General features: G+C 45.8%; 16 protein-coding genes and 1 tRNA gene. 6 read left to right on the top strand and 11 right to left on the bottom strand.

Translation table 11 applies throughout. The annotated features are described in order from the left end of the window. Positions 1-4 precede the first annotated feature (4 nt). Both B9Y77_RS02385 and B9Y77_RS02390 read left to right on the top strand, forming a co-directional pair. A complete protein-coding gene (locus tag B9Y77_RS02385) occupies positions 5-601 on the top strand; it encodes an FISUMP domain-containing protein (protein ID WP_085490327.1) in 597 nt (198 codons plus the stop codon). A gap of 2 nt (positions 602-603) precedes the next feature. Beyond that, positions 604-1,200, top strand: a complete 597-nt coding sequence (locus B9Y77_RS02390) for a hypothetical protein (protein ID WP_085490328.1) — start codon at positions 604-606, stop codon at positions 1,198-1,200. 75 nt (positions 1,201-1,275) lie between these two features. On the opposite strand, the gene B9Y77_RS02395 is transcribed toward B9Y77_RS02390, so the two are convergent. Beyond that, a complete protein-coding gene (locus B9Y77_RS02395) occupies positions 1,276-3,090 on the bottom strand; it encodes a glycoside hydrolase family 43 protein (protein WP_085490329.1) in 1,815 nt (604 codons plus the stop codon). A 170-nt stretch (positions 3,091-3,260) separates the two neighbouring features. On the opposite strand from B9Y77_RS02395, the gene B9Y77_RS02400 reads away from it, so the two are divergent. Next, positions 3,261-4,346, top strand: coding sequence for an HD-GYP domain-containing protein (locus tag B9Y77_RS02400; RefSeq protein ID WP_176221698.1), 1,086 nt, complete (start codon positions 3,261-3,263; stop codon positions 4,344-4,346). Continuing rightward, positions 4,343-8,332: a hybrid sensor histidine kinase/response regulator gene (locus B9Y77_RS02405; protein WP_085490331.1), complete on the top strand. Its 3,990-nt coding sequence runs from the start codon at positions 4,343-4,345 to the stop codon at positions 8,330-8,332. The genes B9Y77_RS02400 and B9Y77_RS02405 overlap by 4 nt, the downstream gene beginning before the upstream one ends. On the opposite strand, the gene B9Y77_RS02410 is transcribed toward B9Y77_RS02405, so the two are convergent. From B9Y77_RS02410 to B9Y77_RS02430, 5 genes are all read right to left on the bottom strand, one after another. Beyond that, entirely contained in the window at positions 8,310-8,546 is a 237-nt protein-coding gene (locus B9Y77_RS02410) for a zinc ribbon domain-containing protein (RefSeq protein WP_073424257.1), read from the bottom strand. The genes B9Y77_RS02405 and B9Y77_RS02410 overlap by 23 nt on opposite strands. A gap of 90 nt (positions 8,547-8,636) precedes the next feature. Beyond that, positions 8,637-9,428 carry a hypothetical protein gene (locus tag B9Y77_RS02415; protein ID WP_085490332.1) on the bottom strand — a complete coding sequence of 264 codons (792 nt, stop codon included), beginning with the start codon at positions 9,426-9,428 and terminating at the stop codon, positions 8,637-8,639. Positions 9,429-9,588: 160 nt separating this feature from the next. Then, positions 9,589-10,587: a class II fructose-bisphosphate aldolase gene (locus B9Y77_RS02420; protein ID WP_014544999.1), complete on the bottom strand. Its 999-nt coding sequence runs from the start codon at positions 10,585-10,587 to the stop codon at positions 9,589-9,591. A gap of 181 nt (positions 10,588-10,768) precedes the next feature. After that, on the bottom strand, positions 10,769-11,653 hold the full coding sequence (locus B9Y77_RS02425) for an OmpA family protein (RefSeq protein ID WP_244536542.1): 885 nt from the start codon (positions 11,651-11,653) through the stop codon (positions 10,769-10,771). 12 nt (positions 11,654-11,665) lie between these two features. After that, positions 11,666-12,049, bottom strand: a complete 384-nt coding sequence (locus B9Y77_RS02430; protein ID WP_085490333.1) for a hypothetical protein — start codon at positions 12,047-12,049, stop codon at positions 11,666-11,668. A 142-nt stretch (positions 12,050-12,191) separates the two neighbouring features. Here B9Y77_RS02430 and B9Y77_RS02435 point away from each other — a divergent pair, with 142 nt between their 5' ends. Continuing rightward, entirely contained in the window at positions 12,192-13,316 is a 1,125-nt protein-coding gene (locus tag B9Y77_RS02435; protein WP_254899894.1) for an RICIN domain-containing protein, read from the top strand. Between the two features lie 123 nt (positions 13,317-13,439). Here B9Y77_RS02435 and B9Y77_RS02440 read toward each other — a convergent pair whose 3' ends face one another. The 5 genes from B9Y77_RS02440 to B9Y77_RS02460 all read right to left on the bottom strand — a co-directional run bounded on the left by B9Y77_RS02440 (position 13,440) and on the right by B9Y77_RS02460 (position 18,825). Continuing rightward, positions 13,440-13,754, bottom strand: coding sequence for a hypothetical protein (locus B9Y77_RS02440; RefSeq protein WP_073424253.1), 315 nt, complete (start codon positions 13,752-13,754; stop codon positions 13,440-13,442). 23 nt (positions 13,755-13,777) lie between these two features. Continuing rightward, positions 13,778-13,862, bottom strand: a tRNA-Ser gene (locus B9Y77_RS02445). 135 nt (positions 13,863-13,997) lie between these two features. Further along, a complete protein-coding gene (locus B9Y77_RS02450; protein ID WP_085490334.1) occupies positions 13,998-15,692 on the bottom strand; it encodes a M3 family oligoendopeptidase in 1,695 nt (564 codons plus the stop codon). A 6-nt stretch (positions 15,693-15,698) separates the two neighbouring features. Then, entirely contained in the window at positions 15,699-16,376 is a 678-nt protein-coding gene (locus B9Y77_RS02455) for a hypothetical protein (protein WP_085490335.1), read from the bottom strand. 52 nt (positions 16,377-16,428) lie between these two features. Beyond that, entirely contained in the window at positions 16,429-18,825 is a 2,397-nt protein-coding gene (locus B9Y77_RS02460) for a response regulator (RefSeq protein WP_139829239.1), read from the bottom strand. 401 nt (positions 18,826-19,226) lie between these two features. On the opposite strand from B9Y77_RS02460, the gene B9Y77_RS02465 reads away from it, so the two are divergent. Then, complete coding sequence (locus B9Y77_RS02465) at positions 19,227-19,823, top strand: PadR family transcriptional regulator (RefSeq protein ID WP_014545006.1); 597 nt, start codon at positions 19,227-19,229, stop codon at positions 19,821-19,823. Positions 19,824-20,019 lie beyond the last annotated feature (196 nt).

Below are 20,019 nucleotides of genomic sequence, written 5' to 3' on the forward strand. Positions count from 1 at the left end.
GTGTATGAGCAAGTATTTTGAGGCTTTCGTTTCTGTCTTTTTTGCAATCGCGTTTTGGGCGTGTTCGGATTCTTCGGTGGGCGCGGCGGACGAGGATTCTCGCGCAGGCATTTTCGTTGACGCTCGCGATTCGCAAAGCTACAAGACCATTGAAATTGGTGGCCTAGTCTGGATGGCTCAAAACTTGAATTATTTCGATGATTCGGACTCGCTTTACAAAAGAACGTTTTGCTATAACGATAGCACTGAATATTGCGAAAAGCAGGGACGACTTTATGCCTGGAATGTAGCGATGGTCGCTTGTCCGGAAGGTTGGAAAATCCCATCAAAAGCTGATTTTGACAACTTGGTTGAAGCTGTAGGCGGTTTTGATTTTGCTGCAGATTCATTGATGTCATTGGACTTTGTTTCAGAAATCGGTGGCGGTTACCATTTCTTAGAATACTATAATTATTTTGACGAATACGCCTACTTTTGGACGACAGACGAGGTCCGTGCAAATTACGCCCGCACTGTAATGCTCGAAAAAGACTGCTCTAGCGTATCGTACGATGAAACTTACGAAGAATTTGCCCTCTCCGTCAGATGTGTGAGGAAATGAAAATGCGACTTTGGCTCTTTACTTGTCCTGATGATTTTGCTGCTGAACATGACGATATCGAAGAAATGTTTCGCCGAGGTTTAACCCGTTTGATTCTCGACAAGCGTGGGCGCGGTGGCAATGCTCGCGCAACATTCAACGATTACGATCGATGGCTGCTTGGTCTCCCGATGGAATTGCGCGACCGCATCTGGGTGCGTGGAACGCCAGACATGGCCGAAGAGCTTGATGTTCGCGGTTGCGTCTGCGATGCGCAAAGCTTTATGGGCGAGGTTCCCGAAAGCTGGAAACGCATCAACTGCGTTGCTCTTTGCAAAAATGCGGAAGAAGCCGAAAAGCTCCCGGAATGGGTGGCGGGCGCTCTAGTCGGCCCGATTATGCAGCCGCTTTCGGCGATTGAACCTGTTGAAACGCTTGAATCTTCTTTAAGTATAAACGCAAAAGCCTCCCTCATTTTATGGGGAGGCGTCGATACGGATACGATTGACGATTTTAAGAAGTTATCGCCCGCCGGAGTCGCTTCGCTCGGTGGCGTCTGGAATTACGCCGACCCCGTGAATGCTTTTATAAAGCTTAATAGATTGGTCAATAGCATTTAGTCAATGGACATTGGTTTCTGTTAGGCGACTCTGCCGTGATTCTTTAACCAATGACTAATAACCAGTGACTAACGACTATTTTACTACGAACATTCCGTTACGCGGCTTGCCAGAAAGCCTGTTACCGAGTAAATCAAAATAGATGGGGTTGCGTTTCAGACGTAAATCCTTGCGGCTTTCGCGCATTCCTCGGTTACCAATGCTTACCGGAGGTTGTTCTACATACGGCTTGTCCGGGTCATCTACGACAATCTTGATTTTTGCAACGCTCTTGCAGCCTGTTTCGTTTGTGTACGTCACAGTGTAATAGCCACTCTTGGTGCCATCCAGATTCTTAAGCGTGTTTTCTCGGGTTGTGGACTTGAACCCGTCTGGACCTTCCCAGCTCCAAATTTTGCCATCCCACGGGTGCGGGCCAAGCTGCACTGTAGCGCCTTTTGCAACTTTCACATCAAGCGTTTCGTTCCAGCCGCCATCGCCTACTTTCACGTAAGGGATAATCTTTGTTGCGCTACATGGTCCAACAACTTTCTTGCCATCGCAAACACCGATGGAATCGGGAATGTCGATGACTTTTGCTTCAAAGTCCGGAGTGGGGAAAGCCTTCATGAGCGCTGCCGTTTCTGCTGCGGTAAGCGGGAGGATTGTACCGTGACGTGGCGTGAATGCGCCGCTTGTCTTGGTGTTCTGCACGAATTTGAATGTATTGAGGTCCGAGCTAGACGTGAACTGGTAATGCCCATTCACGTAGCAGTCGTACATCAAGACCCAGGAATTTTGGTTGATGAGCTTGAACACTCCTGCACCTTCGACAGCTTCGGTCGTCTGTTGCAATGCACCACTGCGTTTGTACCAGGTCGGGGCTTTAGTGCCGTTTTCCGAGGTTAATGTCTGCGCCTGCACCTTGCAGATGCCGCCATCGCCTTCGTTCTTGTAAAACGCGTGATAAAGCTTGTCTACTGGATTATAGACAATGTCCATGTCAATGGTCGATTTGCCGCGGTCAAAGAAATGTATCGGTTCACCTTCGAGGTCGGTAAAGTCTTCGTTGGCGTAATTGAAAAACACCTTGTCATAAGGAATGGTCCCGTCATTGGTCAACAGCGAGTAATAAACAAGTGGCCTGCCCTTGCTCCCGTCCTTGTTCACATAATTTGCGTCCCAGATGGTTTCGGGCGCCCACACGCGCGTGACGTTTGCAAAGTTCTTGCCTTTGTACTTGTCCGGAAAATGCACCGTGCTGTGTTTCCAGTTGATGAGGTCGCGGGACTTCATCAGCACCATGCCACGGTTACTAGCCCATCCTTCGGCACTCTTCATGTCTGTATTTACCATGTAGAACCAGCCATCAGGCGCACGTAGCACATGCGGATCACGGAGGCCTTTTTTGATACTCACGGAGTCGGCGGCCACGACGCGCTTGCCGTTATTCATCGGGGTGAAGTTGTATCCGTCGTTACTGAGGGCGTAATAGATGTTTTCGTTGTCGTTGGCTGGAAAATATGCAAAGAGGTAGTTGGAGTATGGTTCAAATCCGTGGATGGAAACTTTGTTCTTTACAACTTGTTTTTTATCGCTCAAATAGTCTTGCACGGTCGCCGTGAGCGTGACTTCTTTGTTTTCGCCGACAAAACGACCATTGATGTGTCCATCATGGGTGAGGAACAGCGTATCGCTGCTTTCCCAGGTGATTGCAAAGGATTCTCCGCCCAACTTTATCGTGTCGGGGAGGGTAAGGTCATTATAAAGGTCGTTGATTATGTTGCCAAGGGCCACGCTATCGACAGCTCGATAGAACGGAGTGATATCGACAATTTCATCGGCTTGAACTGTGCTAGCCAGAAATGCGCTAGTAAAGAGTACTTTGGTCCATCCCAAACGATTTTTCATAAAAACTCCAAATTTATATTCCTAATATACTTTCTGCTATGACGAAAATCACTAAATCATGGTGTGGAACCTTTGAGAAATAATCCATAGAGAAAAATAAGACTATTTTATGTTCTATGGTGTAATAAAATGAGTTGTAATATTTAGATTATTTAACGTATATTATGAATATGGAACGTTCGCGTTTAAAAATTTTAGTTGTTGATGATACCAAGACGAATATTGACGTGTTGGAAGGTATTCTGTCGAATGACTATGATGTTTGTGTTGCTCTCAATGGTAAAAAGGCGATTGAGCTTACCGAAAAAATTAAGCCAGACCTGATTTTGCTTGATGTCATGATGCCCGAAATGGATGGTTATGAGACTTTGAGGATCATGCGCGAAAAAAACATTTTGCAAGGGATTCCGGTTATTTTCCTAACTGCCAAGGCTGATAGCAAGAGCGAACAGATAGGTCTAGACCTCGGTGCTGTAGACTATATTACCAAACCGTTCAACCCGGCTCTCGTGACGCTCCGCATCAAAAACCAGCTCCAGCTAAAGCTCCAGCGCGACCACTTGCACGATCTTGTCGATGAAAAGACGGCGGACCTCCGCAGGACGCTTAAGGTCATGCTTACGAGTCTTGGTTCGCTTGCCGAATACCGCGATCCTGAGACGGGTGAGCACATCAAGCGTACACAGATTATTGTACAGCGCCTTGCGGAAGAGTTGCGTAAAAACTCAAAATTCACTGAAACGATTACACCGGAATACATTGAGAATTTAGCGACCGCAGCACCGCTCCATGATATTGGCAAGGTCGGCATTCATGACCGTATTTTGCGCAAGCCGGGAACGCTTACGCAAGATGAACGTGAAATCATGATGCAGCACCCGCAGATGGGTTACGATGTTTTGCAAGAGGCGACCAAGGAACTGCACGACAGTCCGATGGTACGTATCGCCGCTGAAATGGCTCTTGGCCACCATGAACATTGGAACGGCGAAGGTTACCCGAACCACAAGAAAAAAGACGATATTCCCATAGGGGCTCGCATCATGGCGGTTGCTGATGTTTATGATGCTCTTGTTTCGAAGCGCCCGTACAAAGATCCGTATCCGCACGAAGTGGCTGTCAAAGAAATTGTCAAGGGCCGCGGGACGCAGTTTGACCCCGATGTTGTTGATGCGTTCCTCGCCATAGCAGACCAATTGCCCGAAATTTACGAACGGTTCAAAGACACTTCTTCTTCCGAGGAATGTAAGGATTGACACCAAGTCCTATAAATGAAAAAAAGCGCCACCTCAGCTGGCGCATTTCGCTCGTTTATACCATACCGATGCTTGTCTTTACCATCGTGTTGGTCGTTGTTTTTTCGAACTTTCTAAAATCCACCTTAATTACGTCTTCGTACAGTTCTTCGGAATCTAAATTTCAGGACAAAGTTGTTGTCGATCTTGAACTGTTCTTCTCGAAATTTGAAAAGCATTTCAAGCCACTTCCACAAATTCTCCAGCATACAAAAGAATCTGAAATCAAGAAGGTGTTGAAAAAGCACCAGCAGTCATCTCCTTTTATTGTTGATGCCTATTATGGCAATAAGAATGGCAAGTATATTTCTGCAAATGATTATAAGCTCGAAGAAGGCAAAAAAGAATTTCGCATAAGAACTTGGTATTTGGAAGCTTCTCGGCACAAGGGGCTTGCTATCACGGGTCCCGAAATAAATGCAAAAGCCAAGAAGCGCGTGCTCACGTATTCATATCCGCTTTGGGAGAAAAATCGAACGTTTATGGGGGCTGTCGCCGTCGATGTCGATTTGCAAAAAGTCCGTCAGTTGATGGGGGAATTTGCTAGGACTGACGGCGGTATTACGATGCTTGTGAGTTCGGAAAACGATAGCCTGTTTACGTATTTCCCGTATGAAACCAATTTGCATAATATAGTTACGGATACTGTTGCGGGGCTTTTACACCTTGTCCAGGATGATATCCAGATTGAAAATTTGGATTCTGTGAACGTGACTCTTTTTGAAAAGACAAACGTCGAAAATCGCAAATTGATTTTTTTAGTTAAGCCGTTAAAAAATGCGCCGTTTTATGTTGTCCATGTGATTCAAAAAAACAAGGTCGTTGCGAAGGTTCAAGAAAATCTGTACGCCATTATTTTGGTTGTGTCGCTTATTGTAGTTTCGTTGATTTTCCTCACGTGGCTTATTGTGCGTTTCCTTTTCAAGTTCTTTATTCAAAAAGACTTGAACGAAAGTGTCAGTTCCAGTACGATGTTCGAGACGCTTTTGGGGAGTGATAACTTTAGACTTATCTTGACGAACGATACGTTTGATATTCTCCATGCGAGTGCCTATATTGCTGAATTTTTCAATAATGGCAATGACGTCCGTGGCGAAATTCTCTGGAAGTTCTTCCGCTCGGAGCAATTCAAAAAGTTTGTCTACAAGGTGTCGAAGGGCGGCGAAATGCATGCTAGCGAGCGCCAGATTATTATTCCGGTGCGTAGTTGCGTGGGCGAAGATGCTTGGTGGAAAGTCATTTTCCAGTTCCTTGTCGAAGACGATGGGTCAATTCGCTATTTGTTCCTGATTTCTGATGAAACGAGCGGCATCCAGAAGGATACGATTCTTGATACGATCATGCTTTCGGCAGGAAATTCGATTCTTGTGATTTTTGACAAGAACCGTAAAGTCAAGTACATGTCTAAACAGTTGGCTGATTACCTTGTTGTGGACTGGAAAGATGCGATTGGGCAACCACTAGAAAACATGCCCAAGTGCGGCATGCCCGAAGATGTTGTAGAAGCGCTCAAAAGGACGTTTAATGAGCAAGGTGTCTGGAAAGATACGTTTATGCTCCAGACGCTCAATTCGCATACAGACACTTGGTTCCGCGGAGAAGCTTGCACGCTCAAGGTGCAAGAAGCGATTGTCGGCTATATGCTCTCGATGATCGATATTTCTGAGGTTGTGGCGGCTCGTGAAATTGCTGAACATGCAACACAGGCCAAGAGTGAATTCTTGGCAAATATGAGTCATGAAATCCGCACACCGATGAATGCCATCATCGGTATGGCTCACTTGATTCAGGAAACGAAACTGGATGAGCGACAGCTTGGATTTATCGAACGCATTAGCCATGCGGCAACATCGCTGCTCGGTATTATCAATAACATTCTCGATTTCTCGAAAATCGAAGCGAATAAGCAAGATTTGGAAATCACGCAACTTGTGCTGCAAGATATTATTGGTGAAGTTGCTGCCCTTGCCGAAGTGCGCATCGCCGGGCGCCCAATAGAATTGATTGTCGATGTAGACCCGGAAATTCCGGAAGTCCTGATGGGTGACCCGTTACGCCTTTCTCAGATTTTCACAAACTTGATAAACAATGCGACCAAATTCACGGAAAGCGGAAGCATTACGCTGAAGATCAAGCAGGAACAGGTGCTTGGAAATAATGTTAAGCTGTCGTTTAGCGTTATTGATACGGGTATCGGCATGACGAGCGAGCAACTGCAGCATTTGTTTAACGCATTCACGCAGGCGGATGGCTCTATTACCCGCAAGTACGGGGGAACTGGACTTGGTCTTGTCATTTCGAAATCGCTTGTGGAACTCATGGGTGGTGAACTGCGTGTCGAAAGTGAATATGGAAAGGGTTCAAAGTTCTTCTTTACGATAACGCTTGCTCTTGCTTCACAGGTGGCTGTTCCAAAATGGAAGTCTGTTTCGACATTTAAAAACAAGAATGTTTTGTTGGTGGACGACTGTGAAAGACTGCGAGCTGTTTTGAGGCATTATTTGACGAAGTTGCGCTGCGTTGTTGAAGAGGCAGCTTCTGTGGATGAAGCTTTGGATTTGATACAAGCTCACGAAGAAGCGGGGGAAACTCCGTACGATTTCTTTATTGTCGATTATCAGATGCCCATTATGAATGGGTTTGATTTTGTTCAGGGCTTGCCCGCAAACATGAGGATTATTCCGAAAATTCTCATGCATCCGATTCACTTTGACGAGAAAAATTATCATCTGGCGTCAGAAATCGGTTTCAATAGCTGTGTCGCTAAACCGCTGCAGATAAGCTCCTTGCTAAGTGCTATGCAAGAAGCGGTTAATGAAAAACTCACGTATCAGAAAGCTCAAAAAGTTGAGAAAAATAAGATATTCTTCAAGGAAGCGAAGATTCTCCTCGTTGAAGATAATGAGATGAACCAGGATTTGGCTGTATCGCTTTTGAACAGCGTGGGACTTGCGACAATGGTTGCCGCAAATGGTAAAATCGCACTTGATTTGCTCAAAAAAGATGCTTTTGACTTGGTACTAATGGATATCCAGATGCCTGTGATGAACGGTCTTGATGCCACAAGGGCGATTCGTAATCGCTCCGATGAGTATTTCAAGAATGTGCCGATTATAGCCATGAGTGCAAGAGCTTTCCAAAAGGACCGCGACGATTGTCTCCATGCGGGCATGAATTCTTACATCGCGAAGCCGATTGATCCGATGATGCTTTATGCGGAACTTGCCAAGTATTTACAAGTGGCGGATAAGATTCCGATGGCAGCAAGTGTTAGCGAAACAGAAAATACATCTGTAAGTACTGATGATAGTGCTGTCGCTATGTTCCAAAAGGTGCGCAACTTCGATGCGGCGGCAGGTCTTTACCACGCCAATGACAACAGGAATCTGTATTTCAAGATTATTCAGGGCTTTGTTCGTGATTACGGTGGTGAAGTTCTTAAACTGAAAAAATCTTTTGAAGGTGCTGATTTCGAAGAATCGACGCGCATTGTTCATACGATTAAGGGGCTTTGTGGAACGATTGGTTCGTATCACGTGCAGACGCTTGGCGTTATGCTTGAAAATTCGTTGCTCAAGAAAGAGCAAAATTATAGCGAATACAATGCGTTTATAGATGCTCTCGAAGATTTAATTGACGATTTGAAAATTGTCTTGCAAAATATCGCAGCTGAGCAGTCGAGCGCTGCCGTTATTATCAAGCATGTGGATCCTGAAGCCATAAGCAAGCTTACTCAAGCTATAGAAGAACTTAAGCCGGCTGTAGAATCTTGCTCGCTGACCGCCTGCAAACGCATTCTCGATTCGCTCGATGAGATCATGTTCTCGCAGGAGCAGGAATCTCTTTTGCAGAAACTGCATAACCAGATTGATGATTACGATTTTACGGCTGCCGAAGCAAGCCTCAAGAGCTTGGAAGAAACGCTTAAAGAACCATCGCAGCCATAAATGCAAGCACGACAATCACCACTGCGACAATCGTAAGCGGGCTTGATTTTTTCTTCTTTTCGCCGAATTCATTTTCTACAATTTCATCGTAGTCGGGGAGGTCGAGGTCGCTATATTCAGCGCCCTCTTTCCAGCCGGTGTTCTTGTCGCTCCCGCAGTGGGGGCAGAAGGTCGCGCCTTGTTTCAATTCGGCGCCGCAATGAGGACAAATCATAGTAGGCAGTGGGTAGTAGACAGTAGGAAGTTGGATGTGTCATCCTCGACCAAGCGTAGCGCGGAAGGGGATCTAACCGGGAATCACCATTTATTTTGTGAATTTATATCGTCCCAGAAGGTCGAAGTAACGGGCCTTGGGAAGCATTTTAACAGGCTTTACAGCTTTGCGGAGAGAGGATGTTTTGTTGGCATCAATAAAAAAGTATTCGGCGCTAGGATGGTCCAGGTTTCCTATGGTCATGCTTATGGAAAAGCCTTTTTCGTTGGGATTGTATGACAATGTAGCGTAATTTTTTTCATTAGCATAGAGATAGCATTTTGTATCGTCGTTTGGGTCTGCCACATATAGCATTGTACTTGATTTCGAGTTAACTTTATAACCCATTTGTCTCCCATAGCTTTCGTCTTTAGATATAAGCGTATCCGGTTTTAATATAAATTCAGTAAGTTGATGGTAGTCGGGTTGTTCTATTTCTTGACTGATATAATCGGGTGTAGCTTTAATAGTGAGTGTGCCATCAAATAGTACCCCGTCTTGATAAATTGATTGTACATAGCACAAGGTATCTTTAGCTTCACATTTGGTCAAAATGTATTCTGTGCCTGTATTTTTCAAAGACGATTTATCAGCATCAGGATAAAAGTATAGAATTTGTTCTTTTTCGCCTTTCTCGCGAACCTCAGTAACCTTGCCGTTGGTATAAATGTATTTCTGGGTAGACGATTTAGTGTATACTGAATCTACATAGATATTCGGGTCTATTCTAAGGTTTGGGTTTGCATTCATACTAAATGCTGCCTCTGTGCATTTGTTTGCAAATGCAGCCGTATTAAGAGTCAACATGGTAAAAGAAACCAAGAACAGTGATTCACGAATCATAATTTTCCTCCTTAATTTGCTTTAAATATAACAAAAAACCGCCAGGCGATTGCCTAGCGGTCTCCTGTGAGCAACAAAGCCCTCGGTATTAACCGAGGGCGTTTGCGAGAGTGAGCGCCACTCACATATTTCTATGTGATTCTAGGCGCGAACGGTCTCATTAGAGCTTGTCGTTGGAGCCGAGCACATCCACGATCTTGTGCATGTACATCTTCTTCATGTTTTCACGAGCCGGCTTGAGGTACTGGCGCGGGTCGAAGTGTTCCGGATGTTCGTCGAAATACTTACGGATAGCGGCAGTCATAGCGAGACGGCTGTCAGAGTCGATGTTGATCTTGCAGACAGCAGAGCGAGAAGCTTCGCGGAGCTGTTCTTCCGGAATACCAACTGCATCCGGGAGCTTACCGCCGTGAGCGTTGATCGTATCAACTTCGTCCTGCGGGACAGAAGAAGAACCGTGGAGAACGATCGGGAAGCCCGGGAGCTTCTGTTCGATGGCGTGGAGCACGTCGAATGCCAGAGGAGGCGGAACGAGCTTGCCCTGAGCGTTACGAGTGCACTGTTCCGGCTTGAACTTGTATGCACCGTGAGAAGTACCGATGGAGATAGCGAGGGAGTCGCAGCCCGTACGGGTAGCGAAGTCGATCACTTCTTCCGGCTTCGTGTAGTGAGAAACTTCAGAAGCAACTTCGTCTTCAACACCGGCGAGAACACCGAGTTCAGCTTCGACGGTAACGTCGTGAGCGTGAGCGTATTCAACAACCTTCTTGGTAAGGGCGATGTTGTCTTCGTACGGAAGAGCAGAACCGTCGATCATCACGGAAGAGAAACCGTTGTCGATGCAGTCCTTGCAGAGTTCGAAAGAGTCACCGTGGTCGAGGTGGAGCACGATCTGCGGATTTGCGCAGCCGAGTTCCTTGGCGTATTCAACAGCACCCTGAGCCATGTAGCGGAGGATGGTGCCGTTAGCGTAGTTACGAGCACCCTTAGAGACCTGCATGATCACCGGAGACTTGGTTTCAACGGCGGCCTGCACGATAGCCTGCATCTGTTCCATGGTGTTGAAGTTGAAAGCCGGGATAGCATAGCCACCCTTAACTGCCTTAGCAAACATTTCCTTGGTGTTAACCAAGCCGAGTTCCTTGTAAGAAACTGCCATTTGTTTTACCTCTTGTTTTTGATTGGCGACTTGCGCCGCCGGTTTAAAAGTTACGTGACTAAATCTAGAAAAAATAGACTTGATTAAAAGGCTTTTCTATCAAAAAGTTGATGAATTTTCCTGTATAAAAGAGACCCCGACCTAAGGCCGGGGCGACTCCTGTCTTATTCGGTTTACCGAACTACTTCACTTTCTGCGTACGGTCCGTGATAACGAGATCCACGCGGCGGTTCTTCTGGCGACCTTCCTTGGTAGAGTTGTCCGCAATCGGCATGGTCATGCCAAGACCCTTGGCGGTGAGACGGGTTTCGGCAATGCCCTGTTCCACGAGGAAGTTCATCACGTTTTCTGCACGTTGCTGAGAAAGCGTCATGTTGAATTCTTCAGAACCGGTGTTGTCGGTGTTACCTTCGATGGACACGTCAAACTGCTGGTAAACGGAGAGGATCCCGGCAATCTTAGCAAGGCTTGTCATGAGGTCGGTCTTCAAGGTGGCACGGCCCACGTCGAACAAGATATCGGACATCGAGAGGATTATACCGCGAGCGTCCTTCGTCACCTGGATCATCTGGGATTGGAGGGCGTTTAACTTGTCCATAGCTTCGTTCTTGCTGGCTTCGAGCTTGTCCTTCTGAGCCTTGATTGCCTGCTTTTCAGCTTCGAGGTCCGAAACCTTACCGCTACGAGCTTCGCCAATCTGTTCCTGGATTGCTTCGATGGTGCGGTTTGTGGCTGCGCGCTTTTCCCAGTTTTCTGCAATGTGATTCTGGATAGCCTGGGTTTCGCCCTGGAGCTTTGCGATTTCTGCGTATTTCTGGCAGTTTTCCAAGAATGTCGGGATCAGCTTGGATTCATCGTCATCCGCATAAATTGTTTCGAGGGCATTGAGCGTGCCATAGCCTTCGGCAAGCGTAAGCTTTGCGGCGTAAGCATTGGATGGCAAATTGGTTTTGGCATTGTCGAGAGCTAGTCTGCACTGGTCAACAGGGGTGACAGAAGGTGCATCTGCGGCAAAGCTCATGGATGCGGCGAGGGCGCCGAGAGTCAAAATCTTAATCGTCTTCATCTTTGCGGCTCCTTACTTCTTAGATTCCTTTTCGAGAATGCTCTGGTACAAGACCTTGCGTTCTTCGTCGGCACGGAGAGCTTCTTCGAGTTTCTTGTCTTCGATTTTTGCCTTTTCGTTTTCAGATTTGGCTATGGCGAGTCGCATTTCGAGTTCACTCTGTTCTGCAAGAGCCTGGGCTTCTTCGATTTTTCCGTCTTCTTTCAGAGCCTTGGCTGCGACAAGTTTGGAGTACGAGTTCGAAGTCATGCTTGCGTCGAGTTTGTTTTCATTGACGAGCGAGCGCGTTGCATCGGCTTGTCCAAGGGAACGGTTGATTCCGCTCTGGCTTCCCGAGCAGCCGGTAAGGGCGGCAAGTGCGATTGCAGAACAACATGCTAATAATTTAGCCTTCATTGGGGCTTCTCCTATGATTGATATTCCGCGCTAAAATTACATTCTGGTTTATTACATAGTTCTTGCAATCACAAAAAACTTTTTTTACTTGCTTATATATATGGAATAGTGTAAATTAAAATTGTATATAGGAAGGTTTTTTATGAATCTTTTTGTAAAAAAATCAAGTTATATTGGAATTTTCTCCTTCCTGCTTCCGTTGTCTAGCGCTTTTGCTGGCAACGTTGAATATCATTTGAATAAATCCGCAAATCCGACTCAGGACGAACTTGACGCCTACGAGCATATTACGGCGGCGATGGATTCGGCGGTTTTCCTGTACAATAAGTACTCTGATCTTTCGAAACATATCGAAGTTTACTACAGCACGGGCGTTCCTACAGCCGAGGCTAGCAGCAATGGCGATTTACGTTTCGGTAAGGATCGGGGTTATATGTATGTGGGCACTGCCATGCACGAAATGGCGCATACCATGGGCATGGGCACAACATCTGAGTACAAAGCGATGTTCAAGGACGGTGTGTTCCAGGGAGAAAAAGCCCAGGCACTTATCAAGGAAATTGATGGTCCGGATGCCGTGCTCAAGGGCGATAGCCAGCATTTTTGGCCGTATGGCATCAATTACAAGAGTGAAGTCCATTCCGAACAGGATTTGATCAATCACGTGAAAATCGTGAACGCTATGTATCAGGACATTTTCAAGGAAGCGTTCTTCAAGCAGGGGAGGGTAAAGTCCCTTTCCGAAAAGAAATGCATGGGAATAACTTCTTCGAATACGCTTGAACTCATGGATTGTGCCGACACGGCAACTTTTGTCAAGATTTATTCGATGGGCGATAAGCCTGTCACCTACCGATTCCAGCTTGGAAATCGCGTAATCGATATTCCGAATGAATCAACCGCTGCGGGTGTAACAGCCTCGACATACGGCTACAATGGCGGTGTGCACCAAAAATACCAGCTCGAAGATGCCGGAGTGAACACTCCGAATGCTTTCCTTCTCAAGAATTACAAGAGTGGGCTTTATTTGCAGGCGGTCGGTAAAAATGTCGTGCAGAACCCAATGACATCGCGCTCTGATGATTTCATCTGGAAAATTGAAGAACAGCGAGCCGATACTGCGGATAAGCCTGTATCCATTTCCAAACGCCGAGTTCCAAACAAGAATTTGGAAGAATCAATGCCAGAGCGGTTATTTGATGCTCTCGGACGAGCTGCCGGCAAGATTCGTCGCGGTGTAACGTCGAAACTTTTGAAAAGCAATTAATTGAAATTTCACAGGATACTTCGTGGCTATTCGCCTCTCAGTATGACGGTGATGAATCTTTATGACGACAATGAAAAAAATGACCGCTCGAAAGCGGTCTTTTTTGAATTCTGTTTTTCGAGATTAGAAAGCGTCAGTTGCGGCTTCGCTTGCTTCTGCAACAGCTTCTGCGCTCGGAGCAACTTCTGCAACGGATGCCTTTACGGCATTTTCAGTCACATCGTTAGAGCCTTTTTCAACCATCGTAAGCTTATGTTCCTTAAAACGGTTCATAGCAATAGTTGTCGGCTTCTGAGTGAGCTGAATGTAACCTTGCTTGGACTGATTGTTAATGAAGCGGGCTTCATGAGCCATCATGACAACGGCGCGGAAAACCGAACCTTGGCATTCTTCACTAGCGTAAATATCGTCAAGATAAACTCTTTGAGATTCAGCCATTAGGTACCTCGAAAAATTTTTAGAAGAGGGAGAGGGATTCGAACCCTCGTTACCGTAAGGTAAACACGCTTTCCAAGCGTGCGCCTTCAACCACTCGGCCATCCCTCCGTTAGGATGACCTCCATTGAGGAGGTGCGCCAATAATAACTTTTATTTTTTTGATTGTCAAGGGTGTTGGGCTAAAAAATCAAAAAAAAGTGAAATTTTTAGAGCTTTTAAGATTTTTTAGCCGCAAATACAGCCCTACAGCTTACTGAGTTCGTCCCAGACCACCTGCATCAAGGGTTCCAGCGTTTTGGGCGTGAAATCAAACTTGATGTTTGCTGTCGCGAAGAGTTCTGGAATCGGACGGCTGCTGCCTAGGCTTTCTGCCTTGAACAAATCGTCGATAGCCTTCTGCGGATCCTTCTTGAAGTTTGCCCAGACCTGCAAAGCGCCAATCTGTGCGATACCATATTCTATATAATAGAACGGGCATTCGAATAAATGAAGTTGCTTTTGCCAAAGGTTGCGGCGAACTGCTTCAAGTCCACTATAGTCCACACCGGCATCGTAGCGGTCCATGATTTCGTTCCAGATATCGCTGCGGTCTTCGGCGGTATGAGTCGGGAAGTTGTACAGACGATGCTGGAAACTGTCGATACTAGCCACCCACGGGAACAACCAAATCACATCGGCAAGTTCGCCTTCAGTGCTGCGGACAATCGCTTCATGGTCGTCACCATAGAACGGCTTAAGGTTCGACATGCCGATGAGTTCCATGCTCATGCTTGCAACTTCTGCAAATTCAGCAGGAACATCGCGGTAAGCGAAAATCGGCTGGTTTGCGAGAGCAAACTGATGGAACGAATGGCCTGATTCATGCAACAGCGTATAAATGTCGCGGTCCGTATTGGCGGAATTCATGAAAATGAAGGGGAGGCGGCTTTCGTCAAAACCGATCTGGTATCCTCCTGGAGCCTTGCCCAGTCTGGAATCCGGATCGATAAGCTTTTTCGCCTGCATTTCACGAGCCCATTTACCGGCTTGCGAATGGATGCTTTCAAAAATGGAATCGACTTTTTCGATAAGTTCATCACCGCTCTGGTACGGCTTAAGAGGCGGTCTGCTCAGCGGGTCGACATCCAAGTCCCACGGGCGCAAACGTTCGAGCCCCATTTTCTTGGCGCGACGCTTGTACATTTCCTTCTGCAACGGGAGAACAAGCTTCTCGATGCTTTCGTGGAATGCTTCGCAATCGGCAGGAGTGTAGTCAAAACGGTGTTTTGCAAGGAAGATGTAGTCGATGAAATCCTTGCAGTTTGCGTTTTTGGCAATCTGCTTGCGAATTTCAAACAACTTATCGTAAGATTGGTCTAACGCATCTTTGTCCTGGAGGCGGCGTTCCCACATAGCACGCCAGGCGCGTTCACGAAGATTGCGGTCGGTCTTTTCCATATAGGCAGCGAGCTGCTGCATGGTCTTGATCTCGCCGTCGAACTCGACGCTCATGCCACCAGTGATTTTCTGGTATGCCTGAATCGCTTTGTTCTCTTCGGTTTCAAGTGGAATGTTCGCGGGGGAGAACAAGTCCAAAGAAACTTGTACACCCTTGAGCCATTCACCAAATTCGCCCTTAAGAGCGTCCTTGGACGGGTGTGCCATGAGCTTCCTATTCAGTTTGTTGTCGTATTCAATCATGAGCGGTTGAATGTTTTCAACAAAATCTGAATAAGCCTTGGCTGCTTTCTCGTCTCGGGTATCGCACGTCATGGCGACATAGCGTCTGCAGCTCACTTCGCCAAGAACCGATTCCAGTTCGCTCCAGTCTAAAATCCATTGACGGAGCGGTTCGACGTTTACAGGAATATCGCGCTGCAAAAGAGCGCGATATAGTCTAGAGATTTCTTTTTCATCATCCGGATTCAAATTCTCCGGAACAAAGGTACGTTTTTTCATGTGTTATTATTTAATAATTTTTCCGAGCCATTTGTTCACGAGAAGATCAAACAATCTGTCGCGGACGAGGTTCTGGAGCTTTTCGACATCTTCAGGCTGGACATCTTTCTTGATATCGAAGTCCTGAGAAACCGATTCGCCCCCTTCGGTGAGGGATACGTCGATAAAGCCTGCAATGCCGTAATACTTGATTTCGTTAATCTTAAAGACGTTTGCATCAAGCGGGAATGCTGCGTTGAAGTGCAGGTCGTTGTCGCCCGGAGCAAGTCTGATGGTATCTTTCAGAGTAAGCGGAACCGTCACAAGCGTATCGAACTTGATTTCGATCTGGAGCTTGTTGATCCACAAGGTGTCCTTGGTCGTGTTGTTGGCGTTCATGTAAACGTCAAAGTTAGCATTACCAAGGCTCTTGTTGATGATGTTCTGGGACAAGTCCTTGACCAACATGACTGCCTTCGGGTTCGGCAAGAAACCGTCCATTCCGGTATTCACGAGTTCCATGACGTCATCATAGACATCGACGTTATCAAAGGTGAGGTCCTTATACTCCATCTTTGTTTGGATGAGGACTTTAGCTGCCTGAAGCTTTTTGAAAATCGAGCAGCCGGTGAATGTCGTTGCCACAAGAGCAAATGCACCTGCAACAGCGAGCGATATTGCGAAGCGTGAGAATTTGGTTTTCATATTTATCTCCTTGTCTTATATCATTTATTATAACAAATATTTTTCCACTTGTTTAACTTTGCCTAAAATTAGTCAACATTTGGATAAGTTTTTGGACTTCAATCGGCTTGGCGAGGTGCCCGTTCATGCCCGCGTCAAGTGCGTTTTTCTTGTCTTCTTCAAAAGCATTTGCTGTCATGGCGATAATTGGAATTCTAGACTTTTGCGAATCCTCTAGCTTGCGGATAGCCTTGGTCGCATCGTAGCCGTTCATGCGGGGCATCTGCACGTCCATCAAGATGAGTTCATAATCGCCAGGTGCAGCTTTACGCACTTTATCGACGGCTATATCGCCATCAGTTGCAGTATCGACGATGAGTCCGTTTTCGGTCAGGATTTCTTCGGCGATTTCGCGGTTCATTTCGTTATCTTCAACGAGCAACACCTTCATTCCCTTAAGCGGGATTGTCGTAATGGTTTTCTGTTCTGTGACTTCGGTCTTCAATTCCTGGCACCACTTCATTGGGATGCTCACGACAATCTTTGTACCTTGTCCTTTCTTGGATTCGATTTTGATTGTGCCACCCATGATGTCTGTGAGCTTTTTCACGATGGTCATGCCAAGACCGGTGCCTTGGATACGGCTGACCGTTGTGGAACTTTCGCGTGTAAATTCGTCGTAAATGTGCTCCAAAAATTCAGAGCTCATGCCAATGCCTGAGTCTTCAACAGTAAAAGCGTAAATCCCGTAGCCATCCCGGTCGCATTTTTGCTCTTCGAGTGTACACATGATGGTTCCATTTTCATTCGTGTACTTGATGGCGTTTCCGATGATGTTTGCCGCAATTTGATTGATGCGGTCGCCATCGACAAGGACAAACTTGTGTTCGATGTTCGTGATAGTCGCTGTAAACAGAATGCCCTTTGTTTCGGCGTGCGAACCGTACGTTGTCGACAAAGCCTTGATGATATTTTCGAGGTTGCACTTTTGTTCGCTCAGGATAATCTTGCCGGATTCAATACGGGACATTTCAAGAACTTGGTTCACAAGAGACAAAAGCTGCTTACCGGCGATATCGATTTTATCCAAGTATTTTTTGACGGTTTCTTTTTCTTCGATATGTTTTTTCGCCATAGCCGTGAATCCCATGACCGCATTCATCGGAGTGCGAATGTCGTGTGACATGTTGAACAAGAATGTCGTCTTGGCATTACTTGCTTCGCGGGCGGCGTTCAATGCTTGCGAAAGCTTGCGGTTTGCTTCAATTTCTTTAGATTTCTCGGTGGTAATATTTCTAAATAAAATAATTCCTTTATGAACAACGTTATTTTTTACTTCGACAGGAATATACACCATGGTTATGTATTCTTTTTTTTCATTGGGTTGTAGGCTACAGAATACGACACTTGGAATATAATTGAGAACTTTGCGATTCTTTATGGTTACATTAAAGAAGGTCCTAAAGTCGTCGCCATTCTGCATGTCGTCGTTGAATCTGATAAACCCTTCAACAAGATCATCCAAGCGTCCGTTTTTGGGAAACGGCATTGGCATGATAGAGAGGTCTTCGAATGTTCCATTCTCGGCATCCACGTAAATCATGGCTCTTGCGATTGTATTTTCGGCTATGGCGATATAGTTCGCCATACGATTCTGCCGGGCTTCGTTACGCCTTATCAACAGTTGTACAATCATGAGATAGACGATATAACCTGCGAATATGCAAATGAGCAAAAACTGGAGCATGCGCCCCGCTTTGATGCCCATGGTATAAAGGGCATTTGCGGCTTCAGTGGGGAAGTTGGAATAAACACTTAAAGGAACCGAGTGTAGCGGAGCGATGTAGCCCTGGATTTCATCGTTTTCTCCTTTGAACTGGTAGCTGGACGGGCTTCGCGTTGTGTAGGCGTATATAATCTTATTTCTGTTTTCTTCATCGAACTTAGAGGTGTAAAGGAAATTCTTGAAGTTATCCTTGGGGAGACCTTGAATCGAAGTTTGCTGTATTTTCATGGTCTCAAGAGCGATGAGATTTTTGCCTTCCGTGTTGATAATGCCAGCGGAAGCATGTGCGCCAAAAACCTTGTAATCAAGCAATCTCTTGATGGTGTTTTCGTCAAATGACGAGAATAGCAGACCAACTATTTTTCTATCGACAATCACAGGAGCGTAAAAGCCGACAGATGCAATTGTAGTATTGGTGGGCATAGCCACGTAAATTCCGCTGTTTCCTTTCATGCCGTCGGTAAAAGCCCACTTATTGCCCACATAAACCTTTTGACCAGAAGTCTTTATAGCCATTCCGCTAGAATCCGCAAAGATCAAATGGTCAAATTGAATCAACTTTTCAAGTTCCGCCAGGAATACGGAACTCATTTGACCGTCTCGAATATCGTTTGAACTGAGCTTGGCTAGCGCTTCGACAGACTTGAGAGAATTGGAAAAAATATCGTCGAGCTTATTAGCCATCGCTAGGGTGATATCCTTGATATAGTCCCTATTGCGAGCTGTAACCGCGCTTTTGTCTTCTTTTTGGAACGCTGCAAAAGCCTCGATGATCAAATAGACAACGAGAATAAGAGGTGCAAACCTTATAATCGAAAATTTTAATCGATTGTTTTTTCTTTTTATTTTCTGAATAGTCTGCACAAAGCTCCCCAATATCTACTAGCAACCAATAGAAATATAAACTAATTATCCCAATAAGAATGGAGAGTTGCCTAAAAAAAGAGTATTTGCGGATTTACGGGACTAAATTCAAAAATTTTCCGAATTTTTACATCATATTGTTTCTTTTCCGCGAAAATAATGTAATTTTCTTGTTAGTCAATTATTCCAACTTGGAATACTAGCAAAATCAAGGAATTTAAATGAACCGTTACGATCTTGTATTGCTCGGCCTCATTCTGGAACACGAACGCAGTGGGTACGATATCATCACGGAAATTCGTGATCGTGAACTTGACCGCTGGGCTAAGATTAGCACTTCGACCGTTTATAATAGACTGATAACGCTCGAAAAGAATGAATGCATTGTCGGTCATTCCGAACGCGACGGAAACCGCCCAGAACGCATGGTGTTCAACATCACGGACAAGGGTAGGGAAGTGCTGCGCAAGGAAGTCCTCAAGCATTTGACCGGTTTCAACGACGATCCGCGTACGCTTGGTTTTGCATTCCTTTATGGAGCCGAAAACAAAGAAGTTATCCGCACGCTCGAAGTGCATGAACGTAGACTGGTTCAGGAAATTGAAAATCTTGAAAAGATGATTGCCGAAGAACCACGCCCGACGCTTTACCCGGAAGGACCGTTCCTCAACTGCATGAGCCGCGACCACATCTTGGTGGAACTCAAGTACGTGCGTGCCGCCATCGGCATTTTGCGTGACCCGGTCCGCAGCAAGAAACTCGGAGGATACTTCTATATCAATTTCGGTAACCGCGATTTCGAAAAGTTTGATGAATAGAGCTTAGACGAGTGCTCGTCATCCTGACACCGTAGGTGGAAGGATCCAGTGCTTTCTTTGACTGGATTCTTCGCTTTGCTCAGAATGACGGAATTAAAGACGTTCTCTAAGTTCTATCAACTAAATTCTACCAACTAAAAACTATATTTACCCGCAAAATTTGAAGGAAATTAACGAGTTCAGAACATCGAATATC

This window comes from Fibrobacter sp. UWB13, from assembly GCF_900177805.1.
Lineage (GTDB): Bacteria > Fibrobacterota > Fibrobacteria > Fibrobacterales > Fibrobacteraceae > Fibrobacter.